21 protein-coding genes are annotated in these 26,546 nt (G+C 64.8%); 8 read left to right on the top strand and 13 right to left on the bottom strand.

Annotated features, from left to right (window positions below):
- Positions 1-34: 34 nt before the first annotated feature.
- The 7 genes from DWF74_RS29685 to DWF74_RS29655 all read right to left on the bottom strand — a co-directional run bounded on the left by DWF74_RS29685 (position 35) and on the right by DWF74_RS29655 (position 8,613).
- On the bottom strand, positions 35-2,605 hold the full coding sequence (locus tag DWF74_RS29685) for a bifunctional diguanylate cyclase/phosphodiesterase (RefSeq protein WP_102864557.1): 2,571 nt from the start codon (positions 2,603-2,605) through the stop codon (positions 35-37).
- A 237-nt stretch (positions 2,606-2,842) separates the two neighbouring features.
- The gene (gene nudK, locus DWF74_RS29680; protein WP_115582341.1) at positions 2,843-3,814 is read right to left on the bottom strand and encodes a GDP-mannose pyrophosphatase NudK; all 972 of its coding nucleotides are present in this window, start codon (positions 3,812-3,814) and stop codon (positions 2,843-2,845) included.
- Positions 3,811-4,800: an SMI1/KNR4 family protein gene (locus DWF74_RS29675; protein ID WP_102864555.1), complete on the bottom strand. Its 990-nt coding sequence runs from the start codon at positions 4,798-4,800 to the stop codon at positions 3,811-3,813. The genes nudK and DWF74_RS29675 overlap by 4 nt, the downstream gene beginning before the upstream one ends.
- 68 nt (positions 4,801-4,868) lie before the next feature.
- Positions 4,869-5,180: an AzlD domain-containing protein gene (locus tag DWF74_RS29670; protein WP_162884178.1), complete on the bottom strand. Its 312-nt coding sequence runs from the start codon at positions 5,178-5,180 to the stop codon at positions 4,869-4,871.
- Positions 5,180-5,878: an AzlC family ABC transporter permease gene (locus DWF74_RS29665; RefSeq protein ID WP_115582340.1), complete on the bottom strand. Its 699-nt coding sequence runs from the start codon at positions 5,876-5,878 to the stop codon at positions 5,180-5,182. Before DWF74_RS29665 ends, DWF74_RS29670 begins: the two co-directional genes overlap by 1 nt.
- A 229-nt stretch (positions 5,879-6,107) precedes the next feature.
- Complete coding sequence (fabV, locus tag DWF74_RS29660; RefSeq protein ID WP_115582339.1) at positions 6,108-7,304, bottom strand: enoyl-ACP reductase FabV; 1,197 nt, start codon at positions 7,302-7,304, stop codon at positions 6,108-6,110.
- 277 nt (positions 7,305-7,581) lie between these two features.
- Positions 7,582-8,613: a lysozyme inhibitor LprI family protein gene (locus tag DWF74_RS29655; protein ID WP_115582338.1), complete on the bottom strand. Its 1,032-nt coding sequence runs from the start codon at positions 8,611-8,613 to the stop codon at positions 7,582-7,584.
- 211 nt (positions 8,614-8,824) lie between these two features.
- Between DWF74_RS29655 and DWF74_RS29650 the strand changes: the two genes are divergently transcribed.
- From DWF74_RS29650 to DWF74_RS29635, 4 genes are all read left to right on the top strand, one after another.
- Positions 8,825-11,317: a phospholipase D family protein gene (locus tag DWF74_RS29650; protein ID WP_115582337.1), complete on the top strand. Its 2,493-nt coding sequence runs from the start codon at positions 8,825-8,827 to the stop codon at positions 11,315-11,317.
- The gene (locus tag DWF74_RS29645) at positions 11,314-12,897 is read left to right on the top strand and encodes a hypothetical protein (RefSeq protein WP_115582336.1); all 1,584 of its coding nucleotides are present in this window, start codon (positions 11,314-11,316) and stop codon (positions 12,895-12,897) included. Before DWF74_RS29650 ends, DWF74_RS29645 begins: the two co-directional genes overlap by 4 nt.
- A gap of 74 nt (positions 12,898-12,971) precedes the next feature.
- Complete coding sequence (locus tag DWF74_RS29640; protein ID WP_102864548.1) at positions 12,972-13,712, top strand: substrate-binding periplasmic protein; 741 nt, start codon at positions 12,972-12,974, stop codon at positions 13,710-13,712.
- Positions 13,713-13,834: 122 nt separating this feature from the next.
- Positions 13,835-14,647 (top strand): DeoR/GlpR family DNA-binding transcription regulator, encoded by an 813-nt coding sequence (locus DWF74_RS29635; RefSeq protein WP_102864547.1) that lies wholly within the window; start codon positions 13,835-13,837, stop codon positions 14,645-14,647.
- 352 nt (positions 14,648-14,999) lie between these two features.
- On the opposite strand, the gene DWF74_RS29630 is transcribed toward DWF74_RS29635, so the two are convergent.
- The 6 genes from DWF74_RS29630 to ltnD form a co-directional block, all read right to left on the bottom strand.
- Positions 15,000-16,067, bottom strand: a complete 1,068-nt coding sequence (locus tag DWF74_RS29630; RefSeq protein WP_115582335.1) for an alpha/beta fold hydrolase — start codon at positions 16,065-16,067, stop codon at positions 15,000-15,002.
- A gap of 234 nt (positions 16,068-16,301) precedes the next feature.
- On the bottom strand, positions 16,302-17,099 hold the full coding sequence (gene otnI, locus DWF74_RS29625) for a 2-oxo-tetronate isomerase (protein ID WP_115582334.1): 798 nt from the start codon (positions 17,097-17,099) through the stop codon (positions 16,302-16,304).
- Between the two features lie 21 nt (positions 17,100-17,120).
- Positions 17,121-18,584: an SLC13 family permease gene (locus DWF74_RS29620; protein WP_115582333.1), complete on the bottom strand. Its 1,464-nt coding sequence runs from the start codon at positions 18,582-18,584 to the stop codon at positions 17,121-17,123.
- A 177-nt stretch (positions 18,585-18,761) separates the two neighbouring features.
- A complete protein-coding gene (locus DWF74_RS29615; protein WP_115582332.1) occupies positions 18,762-19,400 on the bottom strand; it encodes an aldolase in 639 nt (212 codons plus the stop codon).
- The gene (gene otnK / locus DWF74_RS29610) at positions 19,397-20,689 is read right to left on the bottom strand and encodes a 3-oxo-tetronate kinase (protein ID WP_115582331.1); all 1,293 of its coding nucleotides are present in this window, start codon (positions 20,687-20,689) and stop codon (positions 19,397-19,399) included. The genes DWF74_RS29615 and otnK overlap by 4 nt, the downstream gene beginning before the upstream one ends.
- 10 nt (positions 20,690-20,699) lie before the next feature.
- Positions 20,700-21,605 (bottom strand): L-threonate dehydrogenase, encoded by a 906-nt coding sequence (ltnD, locus tag DWF74_RS29605; RefSeq protein ID WP_060843417.1) that lies wholly within the window; start codon positions 21,603-21,605, stop codon positions 20,700-20,702.
- Between the two features lie 559 nt (positions 21,606-22,164).
- On the opposite strand from ltnD, the gene DWF74_RS29600 reads away from it, so the two are divergent.
- From DWF74_RS29600 to DWF74_RS29585, 4 genes are all read left to right on the top strand, one after another.
- Positions 22,165-22,515 (top strand): hypothetical protein, encoded by a 351-nt coding sequence (locus DWF74_RS29600; RefSeq protein WP_102864542.1) that lies wholly within the window; start codon positions 22,165-22,167, stop codon positions 22,513-22,515.
- Positions 22,516-22,918: 403 nt separating this feature from the next.
- Entirely contained in the window at positions 22,919-23,209 is a 291-nt protein-coding gene (locus DWF74_RS29595; protein ID WP_102864541.1) for a hypothetical protein, read from the top strand.
- A gap of 285 nt (positions 23,210-23,494) precedes the next feature.
- Positions 23,495-26,206, top strand: a complete 2,712-nt coding sequence (gene mgtA / locus DWF74_RS29590) for a magnesium-translocating P-type ATPase (protein ID WP_115582330.1) — start codon at positions 23,495-23,497, stop codon at positions 26,204-26,206.
- 138 nt (positions 26,207-26,344) lie between these two features.
- The gene (locus DWF74_RS29585) at positions 26,345-26,545 is read left to right on the top strand and encodes a hypothetical protein (RefSeq protein ID WP_102864539.1); all 201 of its coding nucleotides are present in this window, start codon (positions 26,345-26,347) and stop codon (positions 26,543-26,545) included.
- Position 26,546 lies beyond the last annotated feature (1 nt).

Here is a 26,546-nt window from a genome sequence, read left to right as displayed (position 1 = left end):
GGCACAACGGCCAGCGAGTGCTGCAAGGCCCGCCTTAAGTGGTAGAGCGGCTGGCCTGGGACAGCTCGGTGCACAGCCTCACCCAGGCGTCGCTGTCCAGAGGCGGACTCAGGTGCGGCCCCTGGGCCTGATCGCACTGAATGTCCTGCAGCGCCTGGTACTGCTCCGGGCTTTCCACACCTTCGGCAATCACTGTCAGACTCAAGGCATGCCCCAGGTCGACGATGGCCTGGACAATCGAATGCCCGGCCTGATTGCCGCCCAGTCCCGCCACCAGGCTGCTGTCGATCTTCAGGCCGTCCAGGGGAAAGGTCCGCAGGTACTGCAGCGCCGAGTAGCCGCTGCCGAAATCGTCCATCAGCAGTTGCACCCCAAGGGCCTTGAGCCCCTGCATGATCTCCAGCACCTGGCGACCGTCGTCCAGCAGCGCCTTGTCGGTCATTTCCAGCACCAGCCGCGAGGGCGCCAGCCCGCTCTGGCCCAGGACGGTCCTGATCCTGGCCACCAGTTGCCCGCGCTGGAACTCGGCGGCCGACAGGTTGACCGCCAGCAGCAGGCGTTCGGGCCAGGCCCGGGCCGCGCGGCAGGCGGCGTGCAGCACCCAATTGCTCAAGGGCAGGATCAGCCCGGTGTCCTCGGCGATCGGTGAGAACACCTCGGGCCCCAGCAGCCCACGCTGGGGATGCTGCCAGCGCACCACCGCCTCGGCGCCCACCAGCTGTCCGTCCGCCAGCCGATAGCGTGGCTGGAACTGCAGCAGCAACTGATCCTGCTCGATGGCGTGGCGCAGGTCGCGCTCCAGGCCGCGGCGTTCGATGATCCGCACATTCATGTCGCTGGCATAGAACCGCCAGGTACTGCGCCCCGCCGCCTTGGCCTCATACAGGGCGATGTCGGCAAAACGCAGCAGTTCCTCCGCCAGGCTGGCATCCACCGGCGCCCGGGCAATGCCGATGCTGGCACTGATGAAGACTTCATGCTCGGCAATGTAGAAAGGCTCTTCGATCCGCTCGATCAGGCGCCGGCACAGGCCTTCGATCTCGGGTTGGGCAACCTGCCCCGGGACCACCAGGACAAACTCGTCGCCCCCGACCCGGGCCACCAGATCCTCGCCCCGCAGGCATTGGGCCAGACGCTGGGACACCTCATGCAGCACCTGGTCGCCCGCCGCATGCCCCAGCAGATCGTTCACCGGCTTGAAGCGATCGAGGTCGACGCTGAGCATCAACAAGGGCTCCTGCAGGGTCGGCAAGGCCAACAGCTTGCCTTCGAGAAACTCCTGCATGCGCGTACGGTTGGCCAGTCCGGTGAGGGCATCGTGCTGGGACAGGTACTCGATCCGCCGCCTTGCGGCGACCTCCTCGGTAATGTCGCTGGCGGTGCCCCGATAACCACCGGCGGCCATGGCTCGCACCGAGAGGCGGCAGATCCGCGGCTGCCGGTGGCCATCCAGGTAAGCGCATTGCAGGATCGCCTGGGAGCGCCGCTCCGGGGCCGCCAGCCAGTTGAGCAGCGACCCCTGCTCGGAGCTCAGCAGCTCGTTCATCGGCCGCCCCAGCGCGGACTCCCGAGAGAGTCCGGTGACCACCTCGAAACGCTCGGACAGGTAGGTAAAACACAAGTGCCGGTCCACTTCCCAGATCCAGTCGGACGCTGCTTCGGCGACGTCGCGAAAGCGTTCTTCACTGGCCAGCAAGGCGCTACGACTGACCCGCAGGGCCTGGACCTGATCGTCCATGACCCGAGCCGCCGCGCCGGCCCGGCGCAACAGGAAGCCGGCCATGATGCCCGCCAGCAGGCCCGCCAACAGCAGCAACGGCATCACCAGTACCAGCAACTGATGCCCGGGGCGGGTCGGTTGCCATTGCAGGACTCCGGCGCCGTCGGGCAGGGTCAGGGACGGCAGCGCGGCGGCCGGCACGGGGCCGGCCACCTGCAACTGTTCGATGCCCAGTCCCTGCCCCAGCGCCAACAATCGCGACGGTTCCAGGCGCGCAACGAAAATCAGCACCGACTGAGGCCCGCTGTCGGCACGCACTTGCGGGTCGTTGCCTGGGTTCAACAGGTCGGCCACCACCAGCGCCGGGGTCCCGGCAATGGCATGGTAACGGCTGATGGCCTTGCCGCCGGCTTGCGAACGCACCTCCTCCACCAGGGGCGCCAGCTGTTCCCCCAGCCAGTCCCGGGCATCCATCGACGCCAATCGCCCAGCCACCAGGGAATACACGGTGCGGCCTGCCGGACCGATCACGAACACGCCGTCAAAACCCAGATCGTAGTACAGGGTCGGACCGAAGTTCTGCCGGGTGTAGGCCCAGTCGAGGTCGACCCGCAGGTGCAGGTGCTGGTAGGCGTCACCCCACAGGGCATAGTCCTTGAGCGTGGTGCGGGCATTGCTGTCCAGAGACTGCAGGGCCTTTTCGATATCCAGGCGATTGTGCTGTTCGGCGGAAAGGTTCTGGTCGAGGGCGATGTACACCAGCAGCACGCCGGTGAAGAGGAACAGCGCCAGCAGCAGCCCCGAGCACCCCAGCAAGGTGGCACGAGTCAGCGCCTGATTGGAGGTGCTGCGTCCTTGAGATGGGTCCTGACCGAGGTTTTCCATAATGCTCCAGGCGCCATGGCGACAAACTGACCGCTGAGGCCCTGCCCCACACAGTCCTTGACGAAGCTCGCGCTTGCCTATTGACGATAGACAGTATTTTCCCGCGGGGCCTGGAAATGCCGGGTGCACGAAGGCTGCGGCTGTGCTGAGGGGGTTCTTGAAAGGTGGGGTGCAGGCGCTGACGGCCAGCGCAGGCGATCGATCCGCCCCCGCGCTGCACTGAATCAGTCGTCGGGATCAGCGGTCGGAATCAGCCCGGAGCGCGCCCGGCGTCACAGCCGGCAATTGCTCAACCCGGTGATAGACACTCAGGCCCAGGCGCTCGGCGACCCGCACCATGGCGTCGCAGCCCGCCGAGGCCGCGCCGATGCGCAGCACGGCATCACAGCGCTCCAGCAGGCGTTCGGCATAGGCGTGGAACTGCGCGTTGTAGATCTCATCGCCCACCGCCAGGGACCCCGCCAACCGGGTCATGGGCAACGCCACCCACTCCCCCAGCACCGGAAAATGTCCGGCCGCCAGCACCTGGGCGGCGCACTGCTCCATGGCCGCGACATTGCGTGCCAGCACCGCCGGATCGTCGCCGCTGCCAGAGCGGTACGGACCGGCCACCAGCACCATCAGGCTGCGCGGCTTGAGCACATGCAGCTGCAGGTATTGCAGGAGCATGATGGTCTTGCCGTCGATGATTTCGCCGCTGTCGATCATGCCCAGGGCCTGGTCGATGTCCAGCTCCAGGACCTCGATGTCCTCGCCTTCGTGCTCCAGTCCGCCGCCTTCATCGATGCGGTCCTCGGCCTGGTAATGACCGATGAAGAAATGCACCCGCTCGGTCACCGAACCCGGGCTCATGAAGGCTTCGAAAACCTTCTGCACCTCGCCTACCCGGCAACCGGTTTCCTCCTGTGCTTCCTGACGGATGCGCACCTCCGGGCTGGCGTTGTCCAGCAGGCCGGCAGCGGTCTCGATCAGGTAGCCGTGGTGGTCGTTGACGAAGGCCGGCATGCGGAACTGCCGGGTCAGCAGCACCGTGCGCCGCTTGAGGTTGTACAGCAGGATGGTCGCGCCATTGCCCCGGTCATAGACCTCACGGTCCTGGGCCTGCCAGCTGCCGTCGCGGCGACGCAGCTCGAAGCTGTACTTCTTCAGCACATACCAATTATCAGAAAGGGTCCGTTCGGCGGTGATGCGAATCGATGCCTCGCTCATGGCTGCTCCTGAGAGTCTGGGCTGAGGGGGCGAAACCCCGAGAGTTGTTCCAGCAACTGCGCGCGATAGGCTGGCGTCAAGACCAACCCGCCCGCCGCCTGGCGCATTTGGCCGCCGGCCAGCCGTGCCCGAAACCAGTCGTGGATGAAGTCCGGGGCATAGCCACCGGTGCCGAAGCCCTTGGCGAAGGCGATCATGTCGCAGTAGACCTGCAGGTACGACTCTTTGTCGTTGACCGGATAGCAGTTGCGGTACAGCCAGAACAGCAGGTCATACAGCAGTTGCGACAGCGGATCGGCGTGCAGCGCGAAGTAGCGTTTTTCATGGACGATGCGCAAGGCGATCTGGCGGATCAGCGGCCCCAGGTCGGGCACTTCGTGGAACTGTTCGAGCAACTCCTCCAGCAGCGCTGAAAACGGCGCGCTGGCGACCTTGTCCAGATCGTCCAGGTAATCCTGCTCCGAGGTGTCGTAGACCTCGGGGGACACCAGAGCGCGGATAAAGGCCTCGAAATTCGGCGCCAGCACGGTCACTGCATAGTCGCGTTCCTGATCCACGTGCACCACCCGCGGCTCGCCCTCGGGGCCGCATTCGCGGTAGTCCAGAGCCACCATGTCGTGCCCGGCAGACGGGCAATTGCAGATGTACACCCCGAGGTCCGGGTAACCCCATTTCTCGATTTTGAAACGACTGCCCAGGCTGCCGCCCAACGAATAGGCGGCGTCGCGGCCAATGCTCAGGAAGCTGTCGATCGCGCAGTGGTCCTCAGCCCAGGAGGTACCTTGTTCGGTGGGGAAACAGCACAGGTGCGGGCGCCCGCCGTTGTAGCGATTCATGAACGCCACATAGGACGGCGGCAGGCGATAGCCCAGCTCGGCTTGCAGCTCGGCGATCATGGCGGCGCTGGCTGGTGCCTGGTTGATCTTGCAGTGGGTGGCCCGGTCCCAGAACGCGTCCAGGTCGATATCGTGGGGGAAGTCGCTCATCCGATGCATCCGTTGCGGTTTAAAGGTCGGCCTGCGCCGAAAACGGCACAGGCTAGCGCAAATGGCCCTCAGAGCCACCAGCGCAGAAAGAAAAAGAACCCCATGCTCAGCAACATGCTGACCAGGGTGTTGCGGGTGTAGATCACCAGCGCAATGGCCACCAGCGAGCTCAGCAGGTAGGGATTGTCCCAGTGCAGGTTCAACTGGTGATCGGGCATGAACACGATCGGCCCGCAGATGGCGGTGAGCATGCCCGGCACCGCAAAGCCGAGGAACTGCCGGGCATTGCTGCTCAGGCGCAGCGGCAGGCGCGGTTCGAGAAACACGTAGCGATTGAGAAAGACCAACAGGCCCATGCCGAAGATGACTGCCCAGACCATCATGCTTGCCCCCGATACAGTTTGTTGCAGACAAAACCCGCAGCCATCCCCGCCAGGCCCGCCAGGACCAGCGCCGAGCCCCACTGCCAGTAGCTGAACAGCACCGAGCACAGCAGCGACACTGCGACACAGACCACGGTGGGCACATTGCGCACCAGCGGCGTGATCAGGGCGATGAAGGTGGCGGCGATGGAAAAGTCCAGGCCCAGGTGCTCCAGGCCCGGAATGCTCTTGCCCAGCACGATGCCCAGCAGGGTGAACAGGTTCCAGGCCACATAAAAGGTCAGGCCCACGCCCAGGGCGTACCAGCGGTCGAACTGCTGCTTGTCGTGGGCGCTGGTCAAGGCGAACAGCTCATCGGTGAGCAGAAAGCCCAGGCCCACCCGCCAGCGCCCGGGCAAGGGCGAGATCACCGAGCGCAGGCTCATGCCGTAGAGCAAGTGCTGGGACGTGAGCAGCAAGGTGGTCAGCAGGATCGAGAAGATCCCTGCCCCGCCCTTGAGCATGCCGATGGCCACCAGTTGCGCGGCGCCGGCAAAGACGATGCTCGACAAGCCCTGGCCCTGCAGCGGCGTGAGATTGGCTTCGATGGCCATGGAACCGGCCAGCAGCCCCCAAGGCGCGGTGGCCAGGGACAGCGGCATGATGGCGATGGCGCCGCGGATAAAGGCGGCACGAGGTAAGAGAACGCTGGACATGACACCCTGCACACAGATAACGGACGCTGACTGTGCCATCTGCCGGCGCCCCCTGGCTTGAACAATCTTGCGCAATTGCACCACCACCCTAGGAGCTGGCTTGCCAGCGAAGGCGTCGCCAAGACCCGCACAAGGCATGCACCGGCAAGCCGGCTCCTCGATGAAATACGGGGGCAGAAACGACAACGCCCCTCACGAAGGAGGGGCGCTGGCTGACGCTAGACGCGGATTACAGCTGGATCAGGTTGCTGATCTTCACGTCCGGATCGACGTCGGCTTCGTAGTCGACCCCTTCGATCTCGAAACCGAACAGGCGCAGGAACTCTTGCTTGTAACCGACGAAATCGGTCATTTCGTAGAGGTTCTCGCTGGTGACCTGGTCCCACAGCTGCTTGACCCGATCCTGGACTTCGGGTTGCAGTTCCTTGTAGTCGGCACGCAGGCGGCCTTCCTGGTCGATCACCGGCTCGCTGTTGTACAGGCTGTCCTTGTACAGGCCGTAGACCTGCTCGATGCAACCTTCGTGGCTGCCCTGCTCCTTCATCACCTTGAACAGCAGCGACAGGTACAGCGGCATGATCGGGATCGCCGAGCTGGCCTGGGTGACCACGGCCTTGAGCACCGACACCCGAGCGTCGCCGCCCAGGTCGGCCAGTTGCTGGCGCATGCCGATGACTTTCTGGTCCAGGTCCTTCTTGGCTTCGCCAATCGAACCGTTCCAGTAGATGTCGTGGGTCAGCTTCTCGCCCAGGTAGGTGAAGGCGGTGGTTTTCGCGCCTTCGGCCAGGACACCGGCGTCGTGCAGGGCGTCGATCCACATCTGCCAGTCTTCGCCGCCCATCACCGCCACGGTGCCGTCGATCTCTTCCTGGGTCGCCGGTTGCAGGGTGGTTTCCTTGACGATTTCCTTGTCGGTGTCGACACCGCGCAGGGTCACGGACTTGCCCAGGGGCTTGAGGGTCGAACTCAGCACTTCACCGGTCTTGGGGTGGGTGCGACGCGGCGCCGCCAGGCTGTAGACCACCAGGTCGATCTTGCCCAGGTCGCGCTTGATGGTTTCGATGGTCTCGGCCTTGACCGCGTCGGAGAAGGCGTCACCGTTGATGCTCTTGGCGTACAGGCCCTTTTCTTCGGCGAACTTGTGGAACGCCGCGGTGTTGTACCAGCCGGCGGTGCCCAGCTTGCCGTCAACGCTGCCGCGCTCGAAGAACACCCCCAGGGTGTTGGCGCCGCAACCGAAGGCGGCGGTGATCCGCGCGGCCAGGCCGTAACCGGTGGATGCGCCGAGGACCAGCACGTTCTTCGGCCCTGCGTAGATGGCGCCCTGCTGGGTGACGTAATCGATCTGCTGCTTGACGTTGGCTTCGCAACCCACCGGATGGGTCGTCACACAGATAAAGCCGCGAACGCGGGGTTTGATGACCATTTACAATCTCCCAATTTCAATGTGCCAGGCGCCGGTAACGGCGGCGGCAGTGTCACTTGCTAAGGTCGTAGACGCTCACAATGGCTTCGCGTCACCAACTGATGGAATTTGCCCGGCAGGCCAAGGCCTGGCGTCCCTGTGCCGGCACCCTCGGGGCGATATCCAGGCGGCCCGGGCCGAGACTCTAGCAGTTGCACCGGCCGGCTTGTGCATCCACCCGGCGAAATTTCTGCGGCCACATTCATCAACAGATGATGAAGTCCGGCCGGCCTGTGCTTCAGGGCATCCTGTCCAGCGGCAGTTGCTGGCCCTGGCCGCGCGCCTCGTACCAGCGCTGTACCACGTCCGGCAGGCGCTGCTTCCACGCAGGCTCGGTGGTGTAGTAGCGCACCCGCACTTCATCGGCGGGGCCCACCACCGCCAGCAGCGCGACCCACAACTCACCCTTGGCACCGCGCACGAAAATCGCCGCATTGGTGCTAGCCAGCCCCTGCAGCCACATATCGGTGACCTCGGCGCCCGGAAGCTCGGCCGAGGTGTCCTGGGAGAACGCCGAGCCGCTGTCGAGCAGGGTCTGGTAATCCTGTTGCAGCAGCTTGCGGGCGCGCAGATCTTCCTCCTCGGTACGCACCAGCGCGGTGGACAGCAAATCGTACGGGTTCTCCAGGATTTGCCGGGAGGCCACATAGAGCCCGTCGTAATACACCCCCGAACCGGCGCCGCAGGCATAGGCATCGCCCTCCTGGGTCACCTGCAACAGGCCGTTGCGCGGGGTGAAGCGCAGCTTGCAGCCCTCGACGCCGTAGCGGGCTTCACCGTCCTTGAGCTGCAGCTTGCCCGCCAGCGCACCGGAATTGGCGCCGCCCATGGCCGACAGGTCGAAGCTCAGACGATCCTCGCCGCTGCGCCGGATCACCAGCTCACCGCCGTAGAACGGGCTGACCGAGACCCGCTGCCAGGTGCCCTGCCAACTGAACGGGATGTTCACATAGCGCAGCACCGTCAGCCGGCTCAGGTATTGGCTGCGCAGACAGCCCAGGTCGGCCTGGCACTGGTCGCGCTGCTTGAGCCATTCACGCTGGCCCAGGCGCAGCGCCTTGGGGTCCTTGGCCTCGGCCAGGGTCGCCGTCCAGGCCTTGCCCAGCCGGCTGTCCAGCCCGGCGGTATAGGGGTCGGCGCAGATGGCCTTCTCACTGGCACTGGCGGCCTTGGCGCAGTCGAAGCTGCTGGCCTGGGTCGCGGTGGCACAGGCCAGGACAGCGAGCAGCAGGCCACTGGCCCGCAGTGGACGTACAAGGGAGGCGGACATGGTTCGATTCCATTCAAAAAGGGCTTTGCAAGAATACCTGCGTCGACTTCTTACTCACGCCGCATTCATGAAAAAAATCCCTCTGCCCCCGCCTTCCCGGCCCCATGACCACCCATGCAAGCACTGTGACATCACCGACACTTGCAACAGCGCTGCGTTGCCCGATAATCAGCCACCGACTTGAGCCTCGCCCCATGGACTGGAGAACACGATGGCATCCCCCCCCACCCCCTCAGGCCCGAACGGACCGTCGCCACTGCACTTCATCGAAAACGGCCCGTGGAAAGAGGCACTGTTCACCACCTATGCCCTGAGCCTGACCTACTTCGAAAGCTACGTGCTGCCTCGACTGCGCGAAGCCGGCTGTGAAAAAGTCACCCTGCTGGTGGATATCCAGGGTTACCGCGCCTCAATGATGGAATTGCGGGCGCGGCATGTGGGCAAGGATTACGCCTTGATTCCGGTACGGGTCAAAGACGGCATTTTCCACCCGAAGATCACCTACCTGCGCGGCGAGGACCAGGACCTGCTGATGGTCGGTAGCGGCAACCTGACCTTTGGCGGCCACGGCGGCAATGTCGAGGTACTGGAAGTCCTCAGCGCCGGGGAGCAGCCGGGGGCTTTCGCCGACTTCGCCGACTTCCTGGAAAATCTCTGCACCCGGCCGCACCTGCAGATCGCCGACGACAGCGCCCTCTTGCCCTTCATTCAACGGGCCCGGGCCCTCAGCCGGCAGTTTCATGATCAGGCGCCACCGCAGCCGGTGGAACTGCTGCATTCCCTGGACACCGCCATCACCGAGCAATTGATCGAGCGCGCCGCAGGCCGGCGCTGGCACAGCCTGCTGCTGCTTTCGCCCTTCCACAGCCGTGATGGACAGTCCCTGGGCCATCTGCTCAAGACCTTGGGCATCCCTCGGCTCACCGTTGGGGTTCCAGGCAACGGCGTCTGCTCCTTTCCCCTGGAGCAGACCAGAGACTGGCCAGTCGAGATCGACTGGGTGACGCCCAAGGTCGAACACAACCAGCGACGGCTGCACGCCAAGTGGCTGGAGTTGCGCGGCGCCGGCAGCTGGACCCTGACCGGCAGCGTGAATGCCACCCGGACCTCCATGGACAGCACCGACAACGTGGAAGTGGCGGTACTGCGCAAGCTCGACAGCGCCACGGATGAGTGCTGGGAGCCCGTCGAAGCACCGCGCTATGAAGCGGACGCCTTCGAGCGCCAGGACCAGGAGGCGACCCTGTGCGTCTATGCACGCCTCAACGAAGAACAGCAGTTGGAAGGCCGGCTGATCGGTCAGCAAGCGCTGGCCGGAGAATGGCTGGCGACCCTGGAGTGCGCCGAAGAAGTCCTCGAAACGGCGCCACTGCAACTGACCGCGCAAGGCGGCTTCGTCTGGCCGCTGCAGCGGACCCTGGACACCAGACTGGACGAGGGGCTGCAACTGCGCTTGGAGCGCGCGACACAAAGTGCCCGAGGCTGGGTCTGCATTGACGCCTACCTGAGCATGCCCCTGCCGATTCGCAGCCTGTGCGGGGCTCTGGGCCGACTGCTGGGGGGCAACCAGGCCCAGGACGACCTGCAGATCCTGCTCAACTGCCTGGTGCTGCACGCGCAACAACTGCCCGAAGAGCCCGATGCACCGCTACGCACTAAGCCCGCCACGACGCCCGTCAACCCGCCAGGCGGCACTGAGCCGCCTGCGCTACAGCCGCCCCAGCGCCCTCGCCACTGGCTGCCGAGCGTGGCCAAAGCCGCTACCGGCCGCGATGGCAGTTGGGCGTTGCTCCAGGCCATCGCAGGCTTGCTGCACCACGCCAACCCCGGGCAAGGACCCGTGGGGCACGGTGATGCGGCACCTATCATCGAACGGGACGATGGTCGAGAGGACAGCGACTTCGATCCGGCGTCGGACCCCAACCTCGAATCGCTGCCCTCTCCCAACCTGATCAACGAGTTCAACCAGACCCTGCAGAGTCTGGTCAACCTCAAGGGCCTGAGCAGCCGCAAGAAAGCCCAGCTGCTGTATGTCTGGTGCCATGTCGCCCTGGACTTCTATTTGCGTCGCCTGCACCTGCCGGCCAATGCCCGGGATTTTGCCCAGCGCTGGCTCAACTGCGTCGACCATGCGCAACTGGCTGCCGAAGATCGCCCACTGGTGGACGAAGCGGTCTACGGCCTGGCCGCCACCCTGGCGCTGCCGGGCAGGCTGACCTCTGCCGCAACCCTGGGGACGCTGGACGCCACCACCCTGCATGAGTACCTGGAACGCTACGGCCAGGGGCCCGTGGACTTCGTCCAGGCCCGGCACCTGGCACAACGCTGGTTCAACCAGGAACCTGCGCAACGGCTGGTGGACCACGGGGTGGCCGAGGCCCTGGCGGCCCTGGATGCGGTGCAACACACCCGTACCTTGCGGGCGTTGCTCAGCCACTACATCGAAGATCGTCAACAGGCCCGCCAGCAACGCCTGCCGGCGGATCGTTTCACTGCGCAAGAGATCACCGCGCTGCAACACATCCACTCCCCCAACAGCTCCCGGCCGGGTTACTACCGGGTCAACCACCGCACCATCCGCAGTTGCCCCAACACCCGCCAGTGCTACGCCCCGGTGGAGCGCGAAGCCCTTGCTCGCCTGAAACAACGCCGCATCAACCAATGCCAGTATTGCCAGGCCCTGATGGTGTCACTCGAACCATGAACTCATTGCCACAACGTGCCTTTTTCGTCTCCCCCTCCGTGCGTGAGAGCGGCGGCGTGGATTACCTCGGACTGCGACAGGCCAACCTGGAACTGATGGACCAGTTCATGCCCGGGATCAACAACGGTACCCAATGGATTCGTCCGTATTCAGTGATGTGCTGGGCGGTATGGATCTTCAATCAGCACAACCAGACCTACTCGGGCGAACTGCCCGCGGGTCAGCGCTTCCAACGCTTCAGGGAAAAGATCGAGGTGCTGTTCGGCTGGAGCCATCAGTTGGTCGGTGACGGTGCCTACATGGCCGGCAATCGCCAGTACAGCCCGCCCGGCAAAGGCCCTTTCACCCTGGACTTCAAGACCTGGCATCGCGGCCCCAGCTGGTTCGATGCGGTGCAGTACGGCCCCTCGTTCAAGCCTGACACCGGCCTGGGCCTGGCCTGGCCGCAACCCGACGGCACCTACGGCGTCACCGAAGCGGGTGAAGCACTGGCCCGGGCCCTGGATAAAGGTTTGCGTACGCTGGCGCTCTATCCGTGGCTGATCTGCGTCGAAGACCTGCAGGGCAGTGTCAAGCAGGCCGGCGCCGTGCATCTGAAGTGGGATCGCAATTGGCCAACCCGCCAGGAAGCACGGATTTTTCGCGATGAGTTCTACCCACCGGCGGGAACGGCGAAAAACCCCAGGGCCAGCCACCGCGAGTGTTCCATCAACCTGATCCGCGCCACGTTGCAGGTGCTGGGCAGCGAAACCAGCCTGCCGGTGCTGCGCCGGGCCATGGCGCTGCTGCCCCTGGCCGACTTCCCGGCCGAGCAGGTGGCCGGACTGGCCCCGACCCAGGCACTGTGGCGAGTCCTGCAATTGCGCCAGGCCCAGCGCCTGGCCTTTGAAAGCCTGTTCGGCTGGATGGAACTGCATATCGCCCAGGGCCTGCACAGCAGTGAGGCACTGCGCGACCGACTGCTGTCCCTGGACTGCATCCCACTGCGGGCCGAGAGCTCGGTGCAAGCGGTCCTGGAACATTACCGGGCCTTGTCCCCGCAGGCCGCGAACTTGCTGGAGGCGGGGCTGCAAGTGGCCGAGCTGGATCTGTTCGAGCGCATCGACCGTCTGCTGGGATACATCGCCAACCACGACGAGCAAGCCGTCGGCGAGGCCTTGCAGTTGCTGTTTCTGGTGGCGGCCATCACCCAGGACCTCAGCGCCTGCCCCCGGCACAGCGCCTATCTGGACCAGGGGGGCCAGGCGCGGCTGTCATTGCAGTACTGGGCTCGCTCACTGCAGCGCAAACAACAGATCAGCCTGTCGGAACTGGTCCTCAACCTGATCGAGAACAACCTGCTGAGCCAGCACTTCGGCATCGCTGCCATCCGCATGACCGAGGCCAAGCCAAGGCTGCGCATCAGCCTCGAGGACCAAGGCCTGGTGTCCCTGCTGTCCGGTACCGACAAGGCCTGGCAACCCGGACTGACCGAAGACCGGCTGTATTCAACCCTGGCCTTGATGACGGAAAGCCGGCTGCTGCAGTGTCGTCAGTGTGACGAGACCAACGCCCGGCTCTATCGGCGTGCCGACCCATGACGCCTTGTTTTTTCTGGCGACGCCTCGTAGGGGCTCGTACTAAGCTCTGCTCTTCTGTCTATTCAAGGAACACGATGAACTGGGTACTGGGGACCATGCTGTCGCTGTTGAGCCTCACCGCTCACGCTGGCGAGTTGCGCATGCTGACCGACAACCACCCGCCGCTGCACTTTCAGCAGGGCGAGCACATGACGGGCTTCGCTGTGGAGGTGGTGCAAGCCCTGGCGCAACGCACCGGTGATCCGGTGCAGGTGCAGCAACGGCCGATGTTGCGCGCCTTGCGCGATGCCAGCGAGGCCGAAGACACCGCGGTGTTTACCATTTTGCGCACGGCCGAGCGCGAGTCGCGCTATCAGTGGGTGGGGCCGCTGATGCAGACCGAAACCGCGCTGTACGCCCGCACTGGCGACCACAGCGCGGTCACCGACCTGCACCAGACCCGGGGACAGATTGCCGTACCGCGCAAGTGGCTGGTCTATCGCTACCTCAAGCAACAGGGGCTGGACAATCTGTGGGGTGTGGACAGCCCGCAGGTCATGATTCGCCTGCTGCGACTGGGACGGGTGCAATACCTGGTGGCCGACACCATGAGCATCAGCACCTTCGCCGCCGAAGAAGGCATGCCCTTCGATCAGTTGAGCTACCAGATGCCGCTGATGCGCCAGGACGCCTACATCGCCTTTTCCCCCAAGGTCGACGCCGCCCGGGTCGCCCGCTGGCAGCGGGCCCTGGAGGCGATGAAACGCGATGGCAGCCTGCAACGGCTCAAACAGCGCTGGCATATCGACCGCACTGCCTGCTCAAGCGACTGCTGACGACGGCCTCAAGATAGAATTTGCTGACTTGTGAACGGCAGTAAATCTCGTCCGCGGCGGCGAGTTTCGCTACTATGACGAGCCCATTTCTGTCGTTGCCGACCCGCCAATCCGGAGCCCCAATGCCCAGTCCCAAGGACCTCGCCACTGACAGCAACGCCCCGATGATTCCGGAACAGCGCCGCGAGCAGATCCTGCGCCAGTTGCGCAAGCATCAGGTACTCAGCGTGCATCAGCTGATGGAGATGTTCGACTGCTCGCACATGACGGTGCGCCGGGATATCGCCCTGCTGGAACAGGAAGGCCGCGCCCATTCGGTGACCGGTGGCGTGCGCATCGCCAGTCAGTTGCACAGCGAGCCCAGCCATCAATCCAAGGCCGTGGTGGAACTGCCGCAGAAGCAGGCCATGGCCAAGCTCGCGGCGGGCCTGTTGCATGCGGACATGACGGTGTACCTGGATGCCGGCACCAGCACCCTGGAGATCGTGCCCTACATCAAGGCGCTGTCGGGCATGACCGTGATCACCAACGATTTCGGCGTGGTCCAGGCGTTGCTCGACGCGCCCCAAGTGACAGTGATCCACACCGGTGGGCAGCTGGACCATTCCAACCATTCCTGCGTTGGCGGGCTGGCAGTGGCGACTCTGCGCCAGGTGGTCACGGACGTGGCCTTCATCTCCACCAGTTCCTGGGACCTGCGCCGGGGCATCACCACGCCCTCGGCGTTGAAGGTCGAGGTCAAGCAGGTGGCAATGCAATCGGCGACCCAGGTGGTGCTGGTGGCCAGCAGCTCCAAGTACGGCACCTTCGGCATGTACAAGATCGCCGACCTGGAGCAGTTCGACATCATCATCAGCGACGCGGCCCTGGCCCCCGCAGCGGCGGACGGCATTCGCAAGCACGGTGTGGAATTGCTGCTGCCGGCACCATCCTGAGCCAGCGATAGCCCCCAACACCTGCAATCCGTGGCCAGGGAACTTGCTCCCACTCGTCTGCGCAGCAGACGCAATGCCTGATGCCCCTCAATCCTCGAAAGGTCGCGCCGTCCGGGTTTGGGGCGGCGGCGCCACCCGGCATGAGCAGGCTCCCTCGCCACAAAGAGTGAACAGCCCTCCCTAGGCTTTGTACGAAAAGCCTTGATACTCGGTGATGCTGCGTGGAAAACGGTCTCGTGCGCGAGTCCGATCGGAAGGCTCATCTACACCCCGTAAAGTCGAACGTGCCCCGGCCGTTCCTCGAGCGTTTTCGCCTTGCCTGACCTTCGTCTCAACAGTGTTCGGACAGAGCCTAGTGGGCTCTCTCGGTGTCGGCCATGAACTGCCCCAGCTCACGAGCATAGAACCGGGCCATGCCGGTGGTGCCGTGCCCGCGAGTTTCGGCGCTGGCGGGAATCAACAGCAGGCGAGCATCTTTCACTTGCTGGAGCGCCGCTTGCAGGGTGCCGGTTTCCGGCGGGTTGCGCTCATCGTCCGCGGCGTTGATCACCAGCACCGGCGCCTGGATCTTGCTCAACCCCGGCGCGGCGTTGTAGTCCGCCGAAGACTGCCACTGGTAGATGAAGTCGTTGGCATCGGCGGTCTGTGGCGCCTTGAGGCGTTCATCCACCAACTGGTCGGCCTGGGCCCGGGTCGGCGCCAGGGCCTGATAGGCCAGGGTGCCGCCGCTGGTGCCAGTGGCGAACAACGCATTGGCCAGACGCAGAGACGGCGGCTGGACCCGGTAATTGCCGTTGTCCCAGGCCGGGTCCTGCTTGATCGACTCCACCAGCAGCCGGCGCATCATCCAGTTGCGCGAGGACATTTCCCCGGGCTGGGAGGCCATGGGCACCAGGGCGTCCATCATCTGCGGCCATTGCTGGCCCCAGAGCCAGGTCTGCATGCCGCCCATGGAATTGCCGATGATCAGGCGCAGGTGCTTGACCCCCAGCCCCTCGGTGACCAACCGGTACTGGGCCTGGACCATGTCGTCGTAGTTGTACTGGGGAAACCGCGCGCGCAGGCCATCGGAAGGCTTGCTCGACTGGCCGACGCCAATGCCGTCGGTGGCGATGATGTAATACTTGCTCGCGTCCAGAGGTTGCCCCGGGCCGAACAGCTCGCCGCCAAAATCCTTGCTCAGCAGGTCGCTGGCCGGCCGATAGGTGCCGTGCAGATAGAGGATCGCCGGGTGCTTGGGGTTGCCCAGGGTGATGTAGTGCAGTTTCAGGTTGGCCAGCTGTTCGCCGTTGTGGAAAGTGAACTGCGGAGCGACCCAATCGCCCTCGGTGGCCGGCGGCAGGCTCGCGGCCGCGGCCAGGGACATACCGCCCAGGGACAGAATCAGGCCGAACGCGGCCCGGCAGACAAGACGCTGCATGAAAAAACTCCTGTGTTTATCGCTACGAATCATCGCAAGCCGTTCGTGGCCTGCGTACCCTCTGTAGCCGCTGCCGCAGGCTGCGCAAGGCACCGCTGGGGCCTCGGCGGCCGGGGAATCGCTGCGAGCCTGCGGCTCGTTCGCAGCCTTCGGCAGCGGCTACATAGAGCGATGCCCGCAGGGCCTTGCGCGACGCTCCCCAGATACCTTTTCCTGCGCAACCTGCAGTAGCGGCTACACCGCCGAGCCTTGGCGCGCCTGCCAGTCGCGCAGCCATTGCAGGCCGGCGGAGGTGTCGCCGCGAGGGCGGTATTCGCAACCGACCCAGCCGTCATAGCCGAGCTCGTCCATCAATTGGAACAGGTAGGGGTAGTTCAGCTCGCCAAGGTCCGGCTCGTGACGATCCGGCACTCCGGCGATCTGGATATGGCCGATGCCCGGCAGGTCCCGCCGCAGCTTCACCGCCAGGTCGCCTTCGACGATCTGGCAGTGGTAGCAGTCGAACTGCACCTTGAGGTTGGCCGCACCGACTTCCTTGCAGAGGGCCTGGGCCTGGTCCTGGCGATTGAGGAAGAACCCAGGCATGTCCCGGGTGTTGATCGGCTCCAGCAGCACGGTGACCCCGACCTTGGCCGCCTGGGTCGCGGCGTGGGCTAGGTTCTCCAGGTACACCGCGTGATGGCGGGCCCGGTCCTGTTCCGACGGCAGCAGGCCGGCCATCACGTGGATCCGTGAATTGCCCAGCACCGCGGCGTACTCCAGGGCCTTGTCGAAGCCCTGGCGGAACTCCTGCTCGCGTCCGGGCAGGGAGACGATGCCGCGCTCCCCCGCCGCCCAGTCACCGGGCGGCGCGTTGAACAGGGCCTGCTGCAGGCCGTTATCGTCCAGGCGCTGTTTCAGTTGCGCGGGGCTGTAGTCGTAGGGAAACAGGTATTCCACCGCGCTGAAACCATCGGCCGCCGCAGCGGCAAACCGCTCAAGGAAGTCGTGTTGCGGGTAGAGCATGCTGAGGTTGGCAGCAAAACGAGGCATGGGAACTCCTGGGACAAAGGGTCAGACAAACGGCCAGATCAGCAGGGTAATACAGAACCCCAAAGTGCCGAGCAAGGTGGTAATCACGGTCCAGGTGCGCAGGCCATCGGCGACGTTGAGCCCGGCCAGCTTGGTGAAGATCCAGTACCCGGCGTCGTTGATGTGGGACATGGCCAGCCCGCCACCGCCCATGGCCAGGCACAGCAGGGCCATGTGGTTGGGGCTCAGGTTAAGGGTGGCGATCAGCGGCGCGATGATGCCCGCCGTGGTCACCAGGGCCACGGTGGTGGAGCCCTGCACGGCGCGCAGCAGCATGGTCAGCAAGAAGCCCAGGGCCAGGACCGGCAGGCCGGTGGTGCGCAGCAGGTCGGAGACCACGGCACCGATCCCGGTGTCCACCAGGACCTTGCCGAACACCCCGCCGGCCCCGGCAATCAGGATCACCATGGCCACCCCGGGCAGCGCCGAGCCGATCACATCGGACACCTGGCTGCGGCTCCAGCCACGGCGCGAGCCCAGCAGCCAGGCACAGAGCAAGGTGTCCAACAGCAGCGCCACCAGCGGCGCACCGAGCACGGTCAAGACCCCGCGTAGGGTGGATTCCAGAGGCAGCAAGGACGTGGCCAGGGTGCCCAGCAGGATCAACACGATAGGCAGCAGGATCAGGCTGACGATCAGGCCGAAACCCGGTGGCGGCGCCGGCGGCAGTTTCGCCGCCAGAGTGCCGGTGGATTCCTCCAGGCCCATATGGGCCACGGCTGCCAGTGCTTGCGGGCTGGCCGGCTGTGCGGCGCCGTTGTTCCAGGCCGCCAGGTCTTCGTTGGTGACGTGAGGACCGTAGACTTCAGCACGGATATCGTCGGTCATCGGGTAGTTGCGCCGGGTCATGCGCCCCGCCACGCGGTAGCCGACATAGCACAGCAGCGCGGTCAGCGGCAGGCCGAACATCAGCACCCGGCCCAGGTCCGCCCCCAGTTGGCTGGCCGCGGCCACCGCGCCCGGATGGGGCGGCAGGAAGGCATGCACGGTGAGCAAGGCGGCACACATCGGCAAGGCAAACACCAGCAGCGGCTTGCGCGCACTGCGGGCCACGCCGTAGGCCAGGGGCATGAGGATGATCACCCCGACTTCGAAGAACACCGGCACGCCGATGATGAAGCCGGCGATGGTCAGGGCCAGGGGCGTGCGGCGGTTGCCGAAGCGCTCGATCAGGGTCTTGGCCAGGGCCTCGGCACCGCCGGACAGTTCGATGATGCGGCCGATCATGGCGCCCAGGGCAATGATGATGGCGATGTGGCCAAGGGTCTTGCCCATGCCGCCTTCGATGGTGGCCACCAGTTCCGCCGGTTTCACCCCGGCCACCAGGGCCACCAGGATGCTCACCAGCATCAGCGCGACAAAGGGCTGGAACTTGTACTTGAGCACCAGAAACAGCAACAGGGCGATACCGGCCCCGGCGGTGATCATCAGAATCAGCGGGCTCATTGGGCAAGCCCTCCACCCAGTGGTTGGCAGGTGTTGCAGGTGACGCTGGAACCCGTAAAGCCAATGCAGTCATTCATCTCGGGAAGTCCTGTTGTTATTGTTTTTTACCGGCAAGCCGCTCCCCACGAGAGCCCGATGGCGCTCCCGGGGGCGCTTGCCGTGAAGCGTTGTCAGTGATTACCAGGCGGTGCCGAAAGCGTCCCGCAGTTCGTCCAGGGCGTGTTGATCCAGAGGCTCGGGTCGCGGCTGGCTCATGAGCCACAGGCGCGCGGTTTCCTCCAGTTCCTCCAGGGCATAGCTGGCCTTGGACACGCTGCTTTCCCAGACCACCGGGCCCAGGCGTTCGAGCATCACCCCGCGCACCCGGTTGGCCAGTTGCGCCACCTGCTCGGCAACCTTGGGCGAACCCGGACGCTGGTAGCCGATCAGTGGAATGTGCCCGACCTTCATCACCTGATACGGGGTCAGCGGCGGCAGAATGTCGTCGTCGCGCCAGACCCCGGCCAGGGTCAATGCCACCAGATGGGTGGAATGGGTGTGCACCACCCCGCCCACCCCCGGATTGCGGTCATACACCTGGCGATGCAGGGCCAGGGTCTTGGACGGCTTGTCGCCGCTGACCCACTCCCCCGCCAGGTTGACCTTGGCGATGGCCGCCGGATCGAGGCGCCCCAGGCACACGTCGGTGGGGGTGATCAGCCAGCCATCGTCGAGCCGCGCGCTGATGTTGCCGGCGCTGCCCACGGTGTAGCCGCGCTGATAGAGGCTGCGGCCGACGTCGCAGATCTCTTCGCGCAGAGCGTTTTCCCGGCTCATGGCTGACCTCCGGCCAGTTGGCCCAGGGCCTTGCTGAAAAAGTCGCGACCGCCGAAGTTGCCGGACTTCAGGGCCAGGGCCAGGGGCTCGCCGCCGCTGCTGACCGTGGCCGGCACCCCGGGGTCGATCTGCGCGCCGATCTGCAACAGGCGCACGCCCAGGGCCTTGACCACCGCCCCCGAGGTTTCGCCACCGGCCACCACGAAGCGGCGCACGCCGTTATCCCGCAGGCCGCGGGCGATCTCGCCCAGGGCGTTCTCCACCAGGGCCCCGGCGCGCTCGACGCCCAATTGCCGCTGCACCGCCTTGACCTGCTCGGGGGTGCTGGTGGCGTAGATCAGCACGGTGTCCTGCTGCGCCTGGACAAAAGCCAGGGCCTGGGCCACCACCGGTTCACCGGCCGCCAGGGCCAGGGGGTCGATGCGTAGGGCTGGGCGCTCGGCTTCCAGCCAGGCGTCGACCTGGGCATTAGTCGCTGCCGAGGCACTGCCGGCCAGCACCACTTCGCCACCGGCCACCGGCGGCAGGCTCGCGGCGTCCAGGTCCCGCAGCTTGCCGGCGCGGCGGAAGTTCTCCGGCAGGCCCAGGGCCAGCCCGGAACCGCCGGTCAACAGCGGCAGGTCGGCGCAGGCGGCGCCGAGGGTGTAGAGGTCGGCATCGGACAGCGCATCGGCAATCGCCATGGCGACGCCCTTGCCCCGCAGTTCAGCGATCTTCGCCCGCACCGTGTCCACGCCCTGGGCGACGCTGTCGTAACGCAGCAGGCCCACCGGCAGCACAGTCTGCGCTTGCAGCACCCGCACCAGGTTGGCGTCGGTCATCGGCGTCAGCGGGTGATGCTGCATGCCGGACTCGTTGAGCAACTGGTCCTGGACGAACAGGTGGCCACGGAAAATCGTCCGGCCGTTCTCCGGAAACGCCGGGCAAGCCAGGGTGAAATCGCTGCCCAGGGCCTTGAGCAAGGCCTCGCTGACCTGACCGATATTGCCCGCCGCGGTGGAGTCGAAGGTCGAGCAGTACTTGAAGAAGATCTGTTCGCAGCCCTGCTCGCGCAGCCAGTGCAGGGCCGCCAGGGATTCGGCCACCGCCTCGCCCACCGGCGTGGTGCGGGACTTCAGGGCGATCACCACGGCGTCGGCGTCCAGGCCGGCGGCCACTTCGGCGCTGGGAATGCCAATGCTCTGCACCGTGCGCATGCCGCCGCGCACCAGCATGTTGGCCAGGTCGGTGGCGCCGGTGAAGTCATCGGCGATGCAACCCAGCAACGGGCGTGGAGTGGAAGTCGTCATCACAGGCTCCTCAAACGGCATCAGGCTTGGCCACGGGCAGCTCGATGCCCGGGAAGATCTTGATCACCGCCGAGTCGTCCTCGCGGCCGAAACCGGCGCTGGAGGCCTGCATGAACATCTGGTGCGCGGTGGCCGACAGCGGCAGCGGGAACTTGCTGGCCCGGGCGGTATCCAGCACCAGGCCCAGGTCCTTGACGAAGATGTCCACTGCGGACAGTGGCGTGTAGTCGGCCTTGAGAATATGCGGCACGCGGTTCTCGAACATCCACGAGTTGCCGGCGCTGTGGGTGATCACCTCGTACAGGGCATCGGCGTCCACCCCTTCGCGCAGGCCCAGGGCCATGGCTTCGGCGGAGGCGGCAATGTGCACCCCGGCCAGCAACTGGTTGATGATCTTGACCTTGGAGCCCAGGCCATGGGCATCCCCCAGGCGGTAGACCTTGCCCGCCATGCCCGCAAGGATCGCCTCGGCCTTGGCGTAAGCGCCGGCCGGGCCGGAGGTCATCATGGTCATCTCGCCGGCGGCGGCCTTGGCCGCGCCCCCGGAAATCGGTGCATCCAGATAGAGCAAGCCCAGGGCCTCCAGGCGCTGGCCCAGGTCCACGGCGTAGGTCGGGGCCACGGTGGCGCAGCCGATCACCAGGCTACCGGGGCGCAATGCCGCCACCGCCCCGCCCTCGCCAAACAGCACGCTCTCGGTCTGCTCGGCATTGACCACCACGGTGATGATCACCTCGCACTGCTCCGCCAACTGGGCGGCCGAGGCGCAGGCCACGCCGCCTTCAGCGGCGAACTGCTCGGTGACGGCCGCACGCACGTCACAGGCATGCACCTTGAAACCGCTGCGCAGCAACGACCGGGCGATGCCCAGGCCCATGGCGCCAAGACCGATGACACCGACATTGTTGTTATTCATGGGGGACTCCAGAAATAGACCAGGACTGTGCCGCGCCGGACAGGCGCCGGGCAAGAACCGGGCAGGACAGGGAAATCCGGATTGCAGGTCCGGCAAATGCAACACAGAGAGCGGCAACAGGCGCAGCGCCAGACGGCAAGCCCGGAAGGTGCATGGCACCGTGAACCGGTGCCGAGAGAGGCAGGAGCGAAGCGATCATCATGGCCATCCTGTTGCTGTTGTTATCAGGTTGAGCGTTGGCTGTGAACGATCATCCACCAATGAACGGATTATGTGAAGATATTTTTCAATCTAACATTTTTTAACATCGCTTTTTCCTGCCCGCTGCCTCCGGTCCGCGCCCGCCACTGGTCGGAACATCGAGGTCCAGTCGCCATCCCCTGCTACAACCTTTCACAGCCCTGATCTGGATCAGCATTGAGCGCGAGATCCTGACCGAGGCTCAGGACATGAAGCGTGCTGACTGGCGGTAGCACCCTTCATCGCAACCCCGTTGACGCCCCCACTGACCAGGGGCTCAATGGTCCGTCTCGTTATGCTTGGATAAGGATGATTCAACATGGCAAATATTGAAGTTTTATCGGGCGATTTTCTGCAGGGCGCCGGCGAGTACCGCCACGGCACCTTCAGGCTCAAGACAGTGCTCAACAGCGCCGGTGTCGAGATCAAGGCATCGGCCTTCAAGAGCCTGGAAATCGCCACTGAAAGCCCCGTCGCCAACAAGGACGCCTTCGGTTATGGCGTGGCCGGCGCCATGCTGCTGGGGCCAGTAGGCGCGATTGCCGGTTACCTGATGGCGGGCACGGAAAACGAAGTGACCTTCATCGGCACCTTAAAGGATGGACGGCAACTGATGGCCGCCACCGACAGCAACACTTACAAGGATATCTCCCGGCACTTGCTGAACTGATAATCCGCGAAGTTATATTCAGTGCTCATGACGCCCCATCGGTCATGGGCACTTTTTATTTGTATCCCTTATATGTTTCCCACTCTCGACGCCTGAACTCACCCCTCAAGCTGAACCTCACCTGAAACTTCATCATCGAACAACGATTCAGGGCAATTTAACCTTGACTCGATGAACCCTCCTGAGTAAATTGCGCGGGCCGGGAAATCCGGCCTTTTTTCAACTCACTAAAGAAGCCAATGGACACAGTATCTAGACGCTGTCTGGTCACTGCCGCTGCGCAGCGCCAGGCACCCCTGAACAATGACGGGACTCGACTCCGCGGTCGGGTGAGCTGCGCTAGGGCTTGACGCTCCAACGTAACTTGCCTCCCCGGAACCAGTCCGGTCACGAGGCACAAGTTATGCACTTCACATCTTCTGTAATGCCCGGCGTACGCGCCTTTGCCGCCACCATGCGGGTCAAGCTGTGCCGTGAGCCCAAGGCTCTGGCACGCTCGCCGTTCTCCTCATCCTCACCTTGCGCCGCCACCGCCCTGCGGGCCAATTGGCGTGTCTGCCCGATGACCGGCCAGCTCCAGCAACGCTGGAGCCTGGACGACAGCCAGGACCCGCAGAGTCGGGGCGCGGCCCTGCTCTTGCAGCAGGCCGGACTGATCTTCGGCCTGTACCTCGGGGCGCGCACTTACCCATAAATCAACGGTCACTTTCCGTTGTTTCCACACAAACTTCTTACTTGGAAGTTTGACGGCGCCTTATTGCCTTCTCGTTAATAAAACTTGCTGGAGAAAGTTATGGAAGAGGCCAGTAGTAGGTTCGCTGTCCATTCAACTTCATTGTTTGGGCAGCGAACGTTAAAACCTGAAAAACGCCAAGATCCGTATCGATCGCTAACCTGCGGCTCGACATACTTTCGCTCGTCTTTAATTAGTTGAGTGGTCGCTGTGTCGTGCCGTAGTCAGGCGGCAGGAGCACACGCAATGACTGAAAAAACCACAACTTCCCGCAACACCAGCGCCACCCGCGACAGCAACAAACTGTCGATGCGTGCCGCCCGCGAAGCCCAGAACGGCCTGGCCGTGACCCTGGCCAACGTCAACTCCAGCACCGCTGGCCTGACTGAACTGGACGCCGAAGGCCGCCTGCAACGCGACGGCCACAACGAGGTCGCCCACGACCGTCCGCCTCACGCCCTGGTGCAATTGCTGCAAGCCTTCAACAACCCCTTCATCTATGTGTTGATGACCCTGACCGGTATCAGTTTCTTCACCGACTTCTGGCTGCCGCTGCAAGCCGGCGAAGAAACTGATCTGACCGGCGTGATCATCGTCCTGGTGATGGTGCTGGCCAGCGGCCTGATGCGCTTCTGGCAGGAACACCGCTCGGCCAAGGCCGCCGAAGCCCTCAAGGCCATGGTCCGCACCACTGCCGCGGTGCTGCGCCGCGAGCAGATGGGCATGCAGGCCCGGGTTCGCGAAGTCCCCATGCGCGAACTGGTGGTGGGCGACATCATCCAGCTGTCGGCCGGCGACATGATCCCGGCGGACATCCGCCTGATCGAATCCCGCGACCTGTTCATCAGCCAGGCGGTGCTCACTGGCGAAGCCCTGCCGGTGGAGAAATACGACACCCTGGGCGCCGTGCAGGAAAAATCCGCCCAGGCCCTGGCCGCCGACCAGCAGGACCTGCTGGACCTGCCGAACATCTGCTTCATGGGCACCAACGTGGTCAGCGGCACCGCCACCGCCGTGGTGGTGGCCACCGGCGGGCGCACCTACTTCGGTTCCCTGGCCCGCTCCATCGTCGGCTCGCGCACCCAGACCGCCTTCGACCGTGGGGTCAACAGCGTCAGCTGGCTGCTGATCCGCTTCATGCTGGTGATGGTGCCCATCGTCCTGCTGATCAACGGCTTCACCAAGGGCGACTGGGCCGATGCCTTCATGTTCGCCCTGGCGGTGGCGGTCGGCCTGACCCCGGAAATGCTGCCGATGATCGTCAGCGCCAACCTGGCCAAGGGCGCCGCGGCCATGGCCAAGCGCAAGGTGGTGGTCAAGCGCCTCAACGCGATCCAGAACTTCGGCGCCATGGACGTGCTGTGCACCGACAAGACCGGCACCCTGACCCAGGACCGGATCATCCTCGAACACCACGTCGACATCAGCGGCAGCCGCTGCGATGCGGTGCTGCAACTGGCCTGGCTCAACAGCCACCACCAGAGCGGCATGAAGAACCTGATGGACCGCGCCGTGGTCGCCTTCGCCGAGGGCAACCCGCACTTCACCCCGCCCGCCGCCTGGCGCAAGGTCGATGAACTGCCCTTCGACTTCGTCCGTCGGCGTCTGTCGGTGATCCTTGCCGATGCCCGTGGCGATCACCTGTTGGTGTGCAAGGGCGCGGTGGAAGAGATGCTCGAAACCGCCACCCGGGTCCGCCAGGACGGACTGGCCGTGAGCCTCGACGCCGAGCGCCGCGCCGCCCTGCTGCAACTGGCCGAGGACTACAACCGCGACGGCTTCCGCGTGCTGCTGGTGGGCACCCGGGACCTGCCCAAGGGCCAGACCCGCAGCCAGTACAGCGCCAGCGACGAGCGCGAGCTGGTGATCGAAGGTTTCCTGACCTTCCTCGATCCGCCCAAGGAAACCGCCGGCCCGGCCATCGCCGCCCTGCGTGACAACGGCGTGACGGTCAAGGTGCTGACCGGCGACAACCCCATCGTCACCGCGAAGATCTGCCGCGAAGTGGGCCTGGAAGCGGGCGAACCGCTGCTGGGTCGCGACATCGAGCACATGGATGACCAGGTGCTCGGGCGCCTGGTGGAAGAGCGCACGGTGTTCGCCAAGCTCACCCCGCTGCAGAAGTCCCGGGTGCTCAAGGCCCTGCAAGCCAACGGCCACACCGTGGGCTTCCTCGGCGACGGCATCAACGACGCCCCCGCCCTGCGCGATGCCGACGTCGGCATCTCGGTGGACAGCGGCACCGACATCGCCAAGGAATCGGCGGACATCATCCTCCTGGAAAAGAGCCTGATGGTGCTGGAAGAAGGGGTGATCAAGGGCCGCGAGACCTTCGGCAACATCATGAAGTACCTGAACATGACCGCCAGCTCCAACTTCGGCAACGTGTTCTCGGTGCTGGTGGCCAGTGCCTTCATCCCCTTCCTGCCGATGCTGGCGATCCACCTGCTGCTGCAGAACCTGATGTACGACTTCTCCCAGCTGGCCCTGCCCTGGGACAAGATGGACAAGGAATACCTGGCCAAGCCGCGCAAGTGGGACGCCAACAACATCGGGCGCTTCATGCTGTGGATCGGGCCGACCTCGTCGATCTTCGACATCACCACCTTCGCCCTGATGTGGTACGTGTTCGCCGCCAACAGCGTGGAAATGGCCGCCCTGTTCCAGTCCGGCTGGTTCATCGAGGGGCTGCTGTCCCAGACCCTGGTGGTGCACATGCTGCGCACCCGCAAGATCCCGTTCATCCAGAGCACCGCGGCCCTGCCGGTGATGCTGGCCACGGGACTGGTGATGGCCCTGGGGATCTACGTGCCCTTCTCGCCCCTGGGCAGCATGGTCGGCCTGGTGCCGCTGCCGTGGGAGTACTTCCCGTGGCTGGTGGGCACCCTGCTCAGCTACTGCGTGGTCGCCCAGACCATGAAGACCCTGTACATCCGCCGCTTCAAGCAGTGGTTCTAAGGGCCTGGTTCTAAGGGCGTGAGCCCGGCGCGGCCGCCCTCGGACGGCCGCGCCCGATACACCTGACCAACGATGCCACCGTCGGCGCGGCCAGCGCCCTGCCGACGGCGACGCTGTTCGCCCGAAAGGAGCATCGCCATGTATCTCAAGCCTTTTTCCATGGTGCAACGCGGCCTCCAGGCCCTGCTGGTCTGCTGCCTGTGCACCAGCGCCCGCCTGCTCACCCGCGTGAGCATCCGGCTGTATGTCCGCGGCCTGCTGAGCGCCGTTGAAATTCGTTTTCTGCTGGGTTTCAGCGCCGCCATTACCCGCGCCTCGCTGCGGGTGGCGATCGCCTGAA

Origin of the sequence: Pseudomonas protegens, from assembly GCF_003363755.1 — a bacterium.
GTDB classification, from domain to species: Bacteria; Pseudomonadota; Gammaproteobacteria; order Pseudomonadales; family Pseudomonadaceae; genus Aquipseudomonas; species Aquipseudomonas danubii.
Note: the sequence above shows the minus strand (reverse complement) of the source record. Positions and strands in the feature narration are given on the sequence as shown.

What these genes read in the sequence shown, in the direction of transcription:
- DWF74_RS29685 (WP_102864557.1), bottom strand. Translation starts at nt 2,605, where the DNA reads ATGGAAAACCTCGGTCAGGACCCATCTCAAGGACGCAGCACCTCCAAT.
- nudK (WP_115582341.1), bottom strand. Translation starts at nt 3,814, where the DNA reads ATGAGCGAGGCATCGATTCGCATCACCGCCGAACGGACCCTTTCTGAT.
- DWF74_RS29675 (WP_102864555.1), bottom strand. Translation starts at nt 4,800, where the DNA reads ATGAGCGACTTCCCCCACGATATCGACCTGGACGCGTTCTGGGACCGG.
- DWF74_RS29670 (WP_162884178.1), bottom strand. Translation starts at nt 5,180, where the DNA reads ATGGTCTGGGCAGTCATCTTCGGCATGGGCCTGTTGGTCTTTCTCAAT.
- DWF74_RS29665 (WP_115582340.1), bottom strand. Translation starts at nt 5,878, where the DNA reads ATGTCCAGCGTTCTCTTACCTCGTGCCGCCTTTATCCGCGGCGCCATC.
- fabV (WP_115582339.1), bottom strand. Translation starts at nt 7,304, where the DNA reads ATGGTCATCAAACCCCGCGTTCGCGGCTTTATCTGTGTGACGACCCAT.
- DWF74_RS29655 (WP_115582338.1), bottom strand. Translation starts at nt 8,613, where the DNA reads ATGTCCGCCTCCCTTGTACGTCCACTGCGGGCCAGTGGCCTGCTGCTC.
- DWF74_RS29650 (WP_115582337.1), top strand. Translation starts at nt 8,825, where the DNA reads ATGGCATCCCCCCCCACCCCCTCAGGCCCGAACGGACCGTCGCCACTG.
- DWF74_RS29645 (WP_115582336.1), top strand. Translation starts at nt 11,314, where the DNA reads ATGAACTCATTGCCACAACGTGCCTTTTTCGTCTCCCCCTCCGTGCGT.
- DWF74_RS29640 (WP_102864548.1), top strand. Translation starts at nt 12,972, where the DNA reads ATGAACTGGGTACTGGGGACCATGCTGTCGCTGTTGAGCCTCACCGCT.
- DWF74_RS29635 (WP_102864547.1), top strand. Translation starts at nt 13,835, where the DNA reads ATGCCCAGTCCCAAGGACCTCGCCACTGACAGCAACGCCCCGATGATT.
- DWF74_RS29630 (WP_115582335.1), bottom strand. Translation starts at nt 16,067, where the DNA reads ATGCAGCGTCTTGTCTGCCGGGCCGCGTTCGGCCTGATTCTGTCCCTG.
- otnI (WP_115582334.1), bottom strand. Translation starts at nt 17,099, where the DNA reads ATGCCTCGTTTTGCTGCCAACCTCAGCATGCTCTACCCGCAACACGAC.
- DWF74_RS29620 (WP_115582333.1), bottom strand. Translation starts at nt 18,584, where the DNA reads ATGAGCCCGCTGATTCTGATGATCACCGCCGGGGCCGGTATCGCCCTG.
- DWF74_RS29615 (WP_115582332.1), bottom strand. Translation starts at nt 19,400, where the DNA reads ATGAGCCGGGAAAACGCTCTGCGCGAAGAGATCTGCGACGTCGGCCGC.
- otnK (WP_115582331.1), bottom strand. Translation starts at nt 20,689, where the DNA reads ATGACGACTTCCACTCCACGCCCGTTGCTGGGTTGCATCGCCGATGAC.
- ltnD (WP_060843417.1), bottom strand. Translation starts at nt 21,605, where the DNA reads ATGAATAACAACAATGTCGGTGTCATCGGTCTTGGCGCCATGGGCCTG.
- DWF74_RS29600 (WP_102864542.1), top strand. Translation starts at nt 22,165, where the DNA reads ATGGCAAATATTGAAGTTTTATCGGGCGATTTTCTGCAGGGCGCCGGC.
- DWF74_RS29595 (WP_102864541.1), top strand. Translation starts at nt 22,919, where the DNA reads ATGCACTTCACATCTTCTGTAATGCCCGGCGTACGCGCCTTTGCCGCC.
- mgtA (WP_115582330.1), top strand. Translation starts at nt 23,495, where the DNA reads ATGACTGAAAAAACCACAACTTCCCGCAACACCAGCGCCACCCGCGAC.
- DWF74_RS29585 (WP_102864539.1), top strand. Translation starts at nt 26,345, where the DNA reads ATGTATCTCAAGCCTTTTTCCATGGTGCAACGCGGCCTCCAGGCCCTG.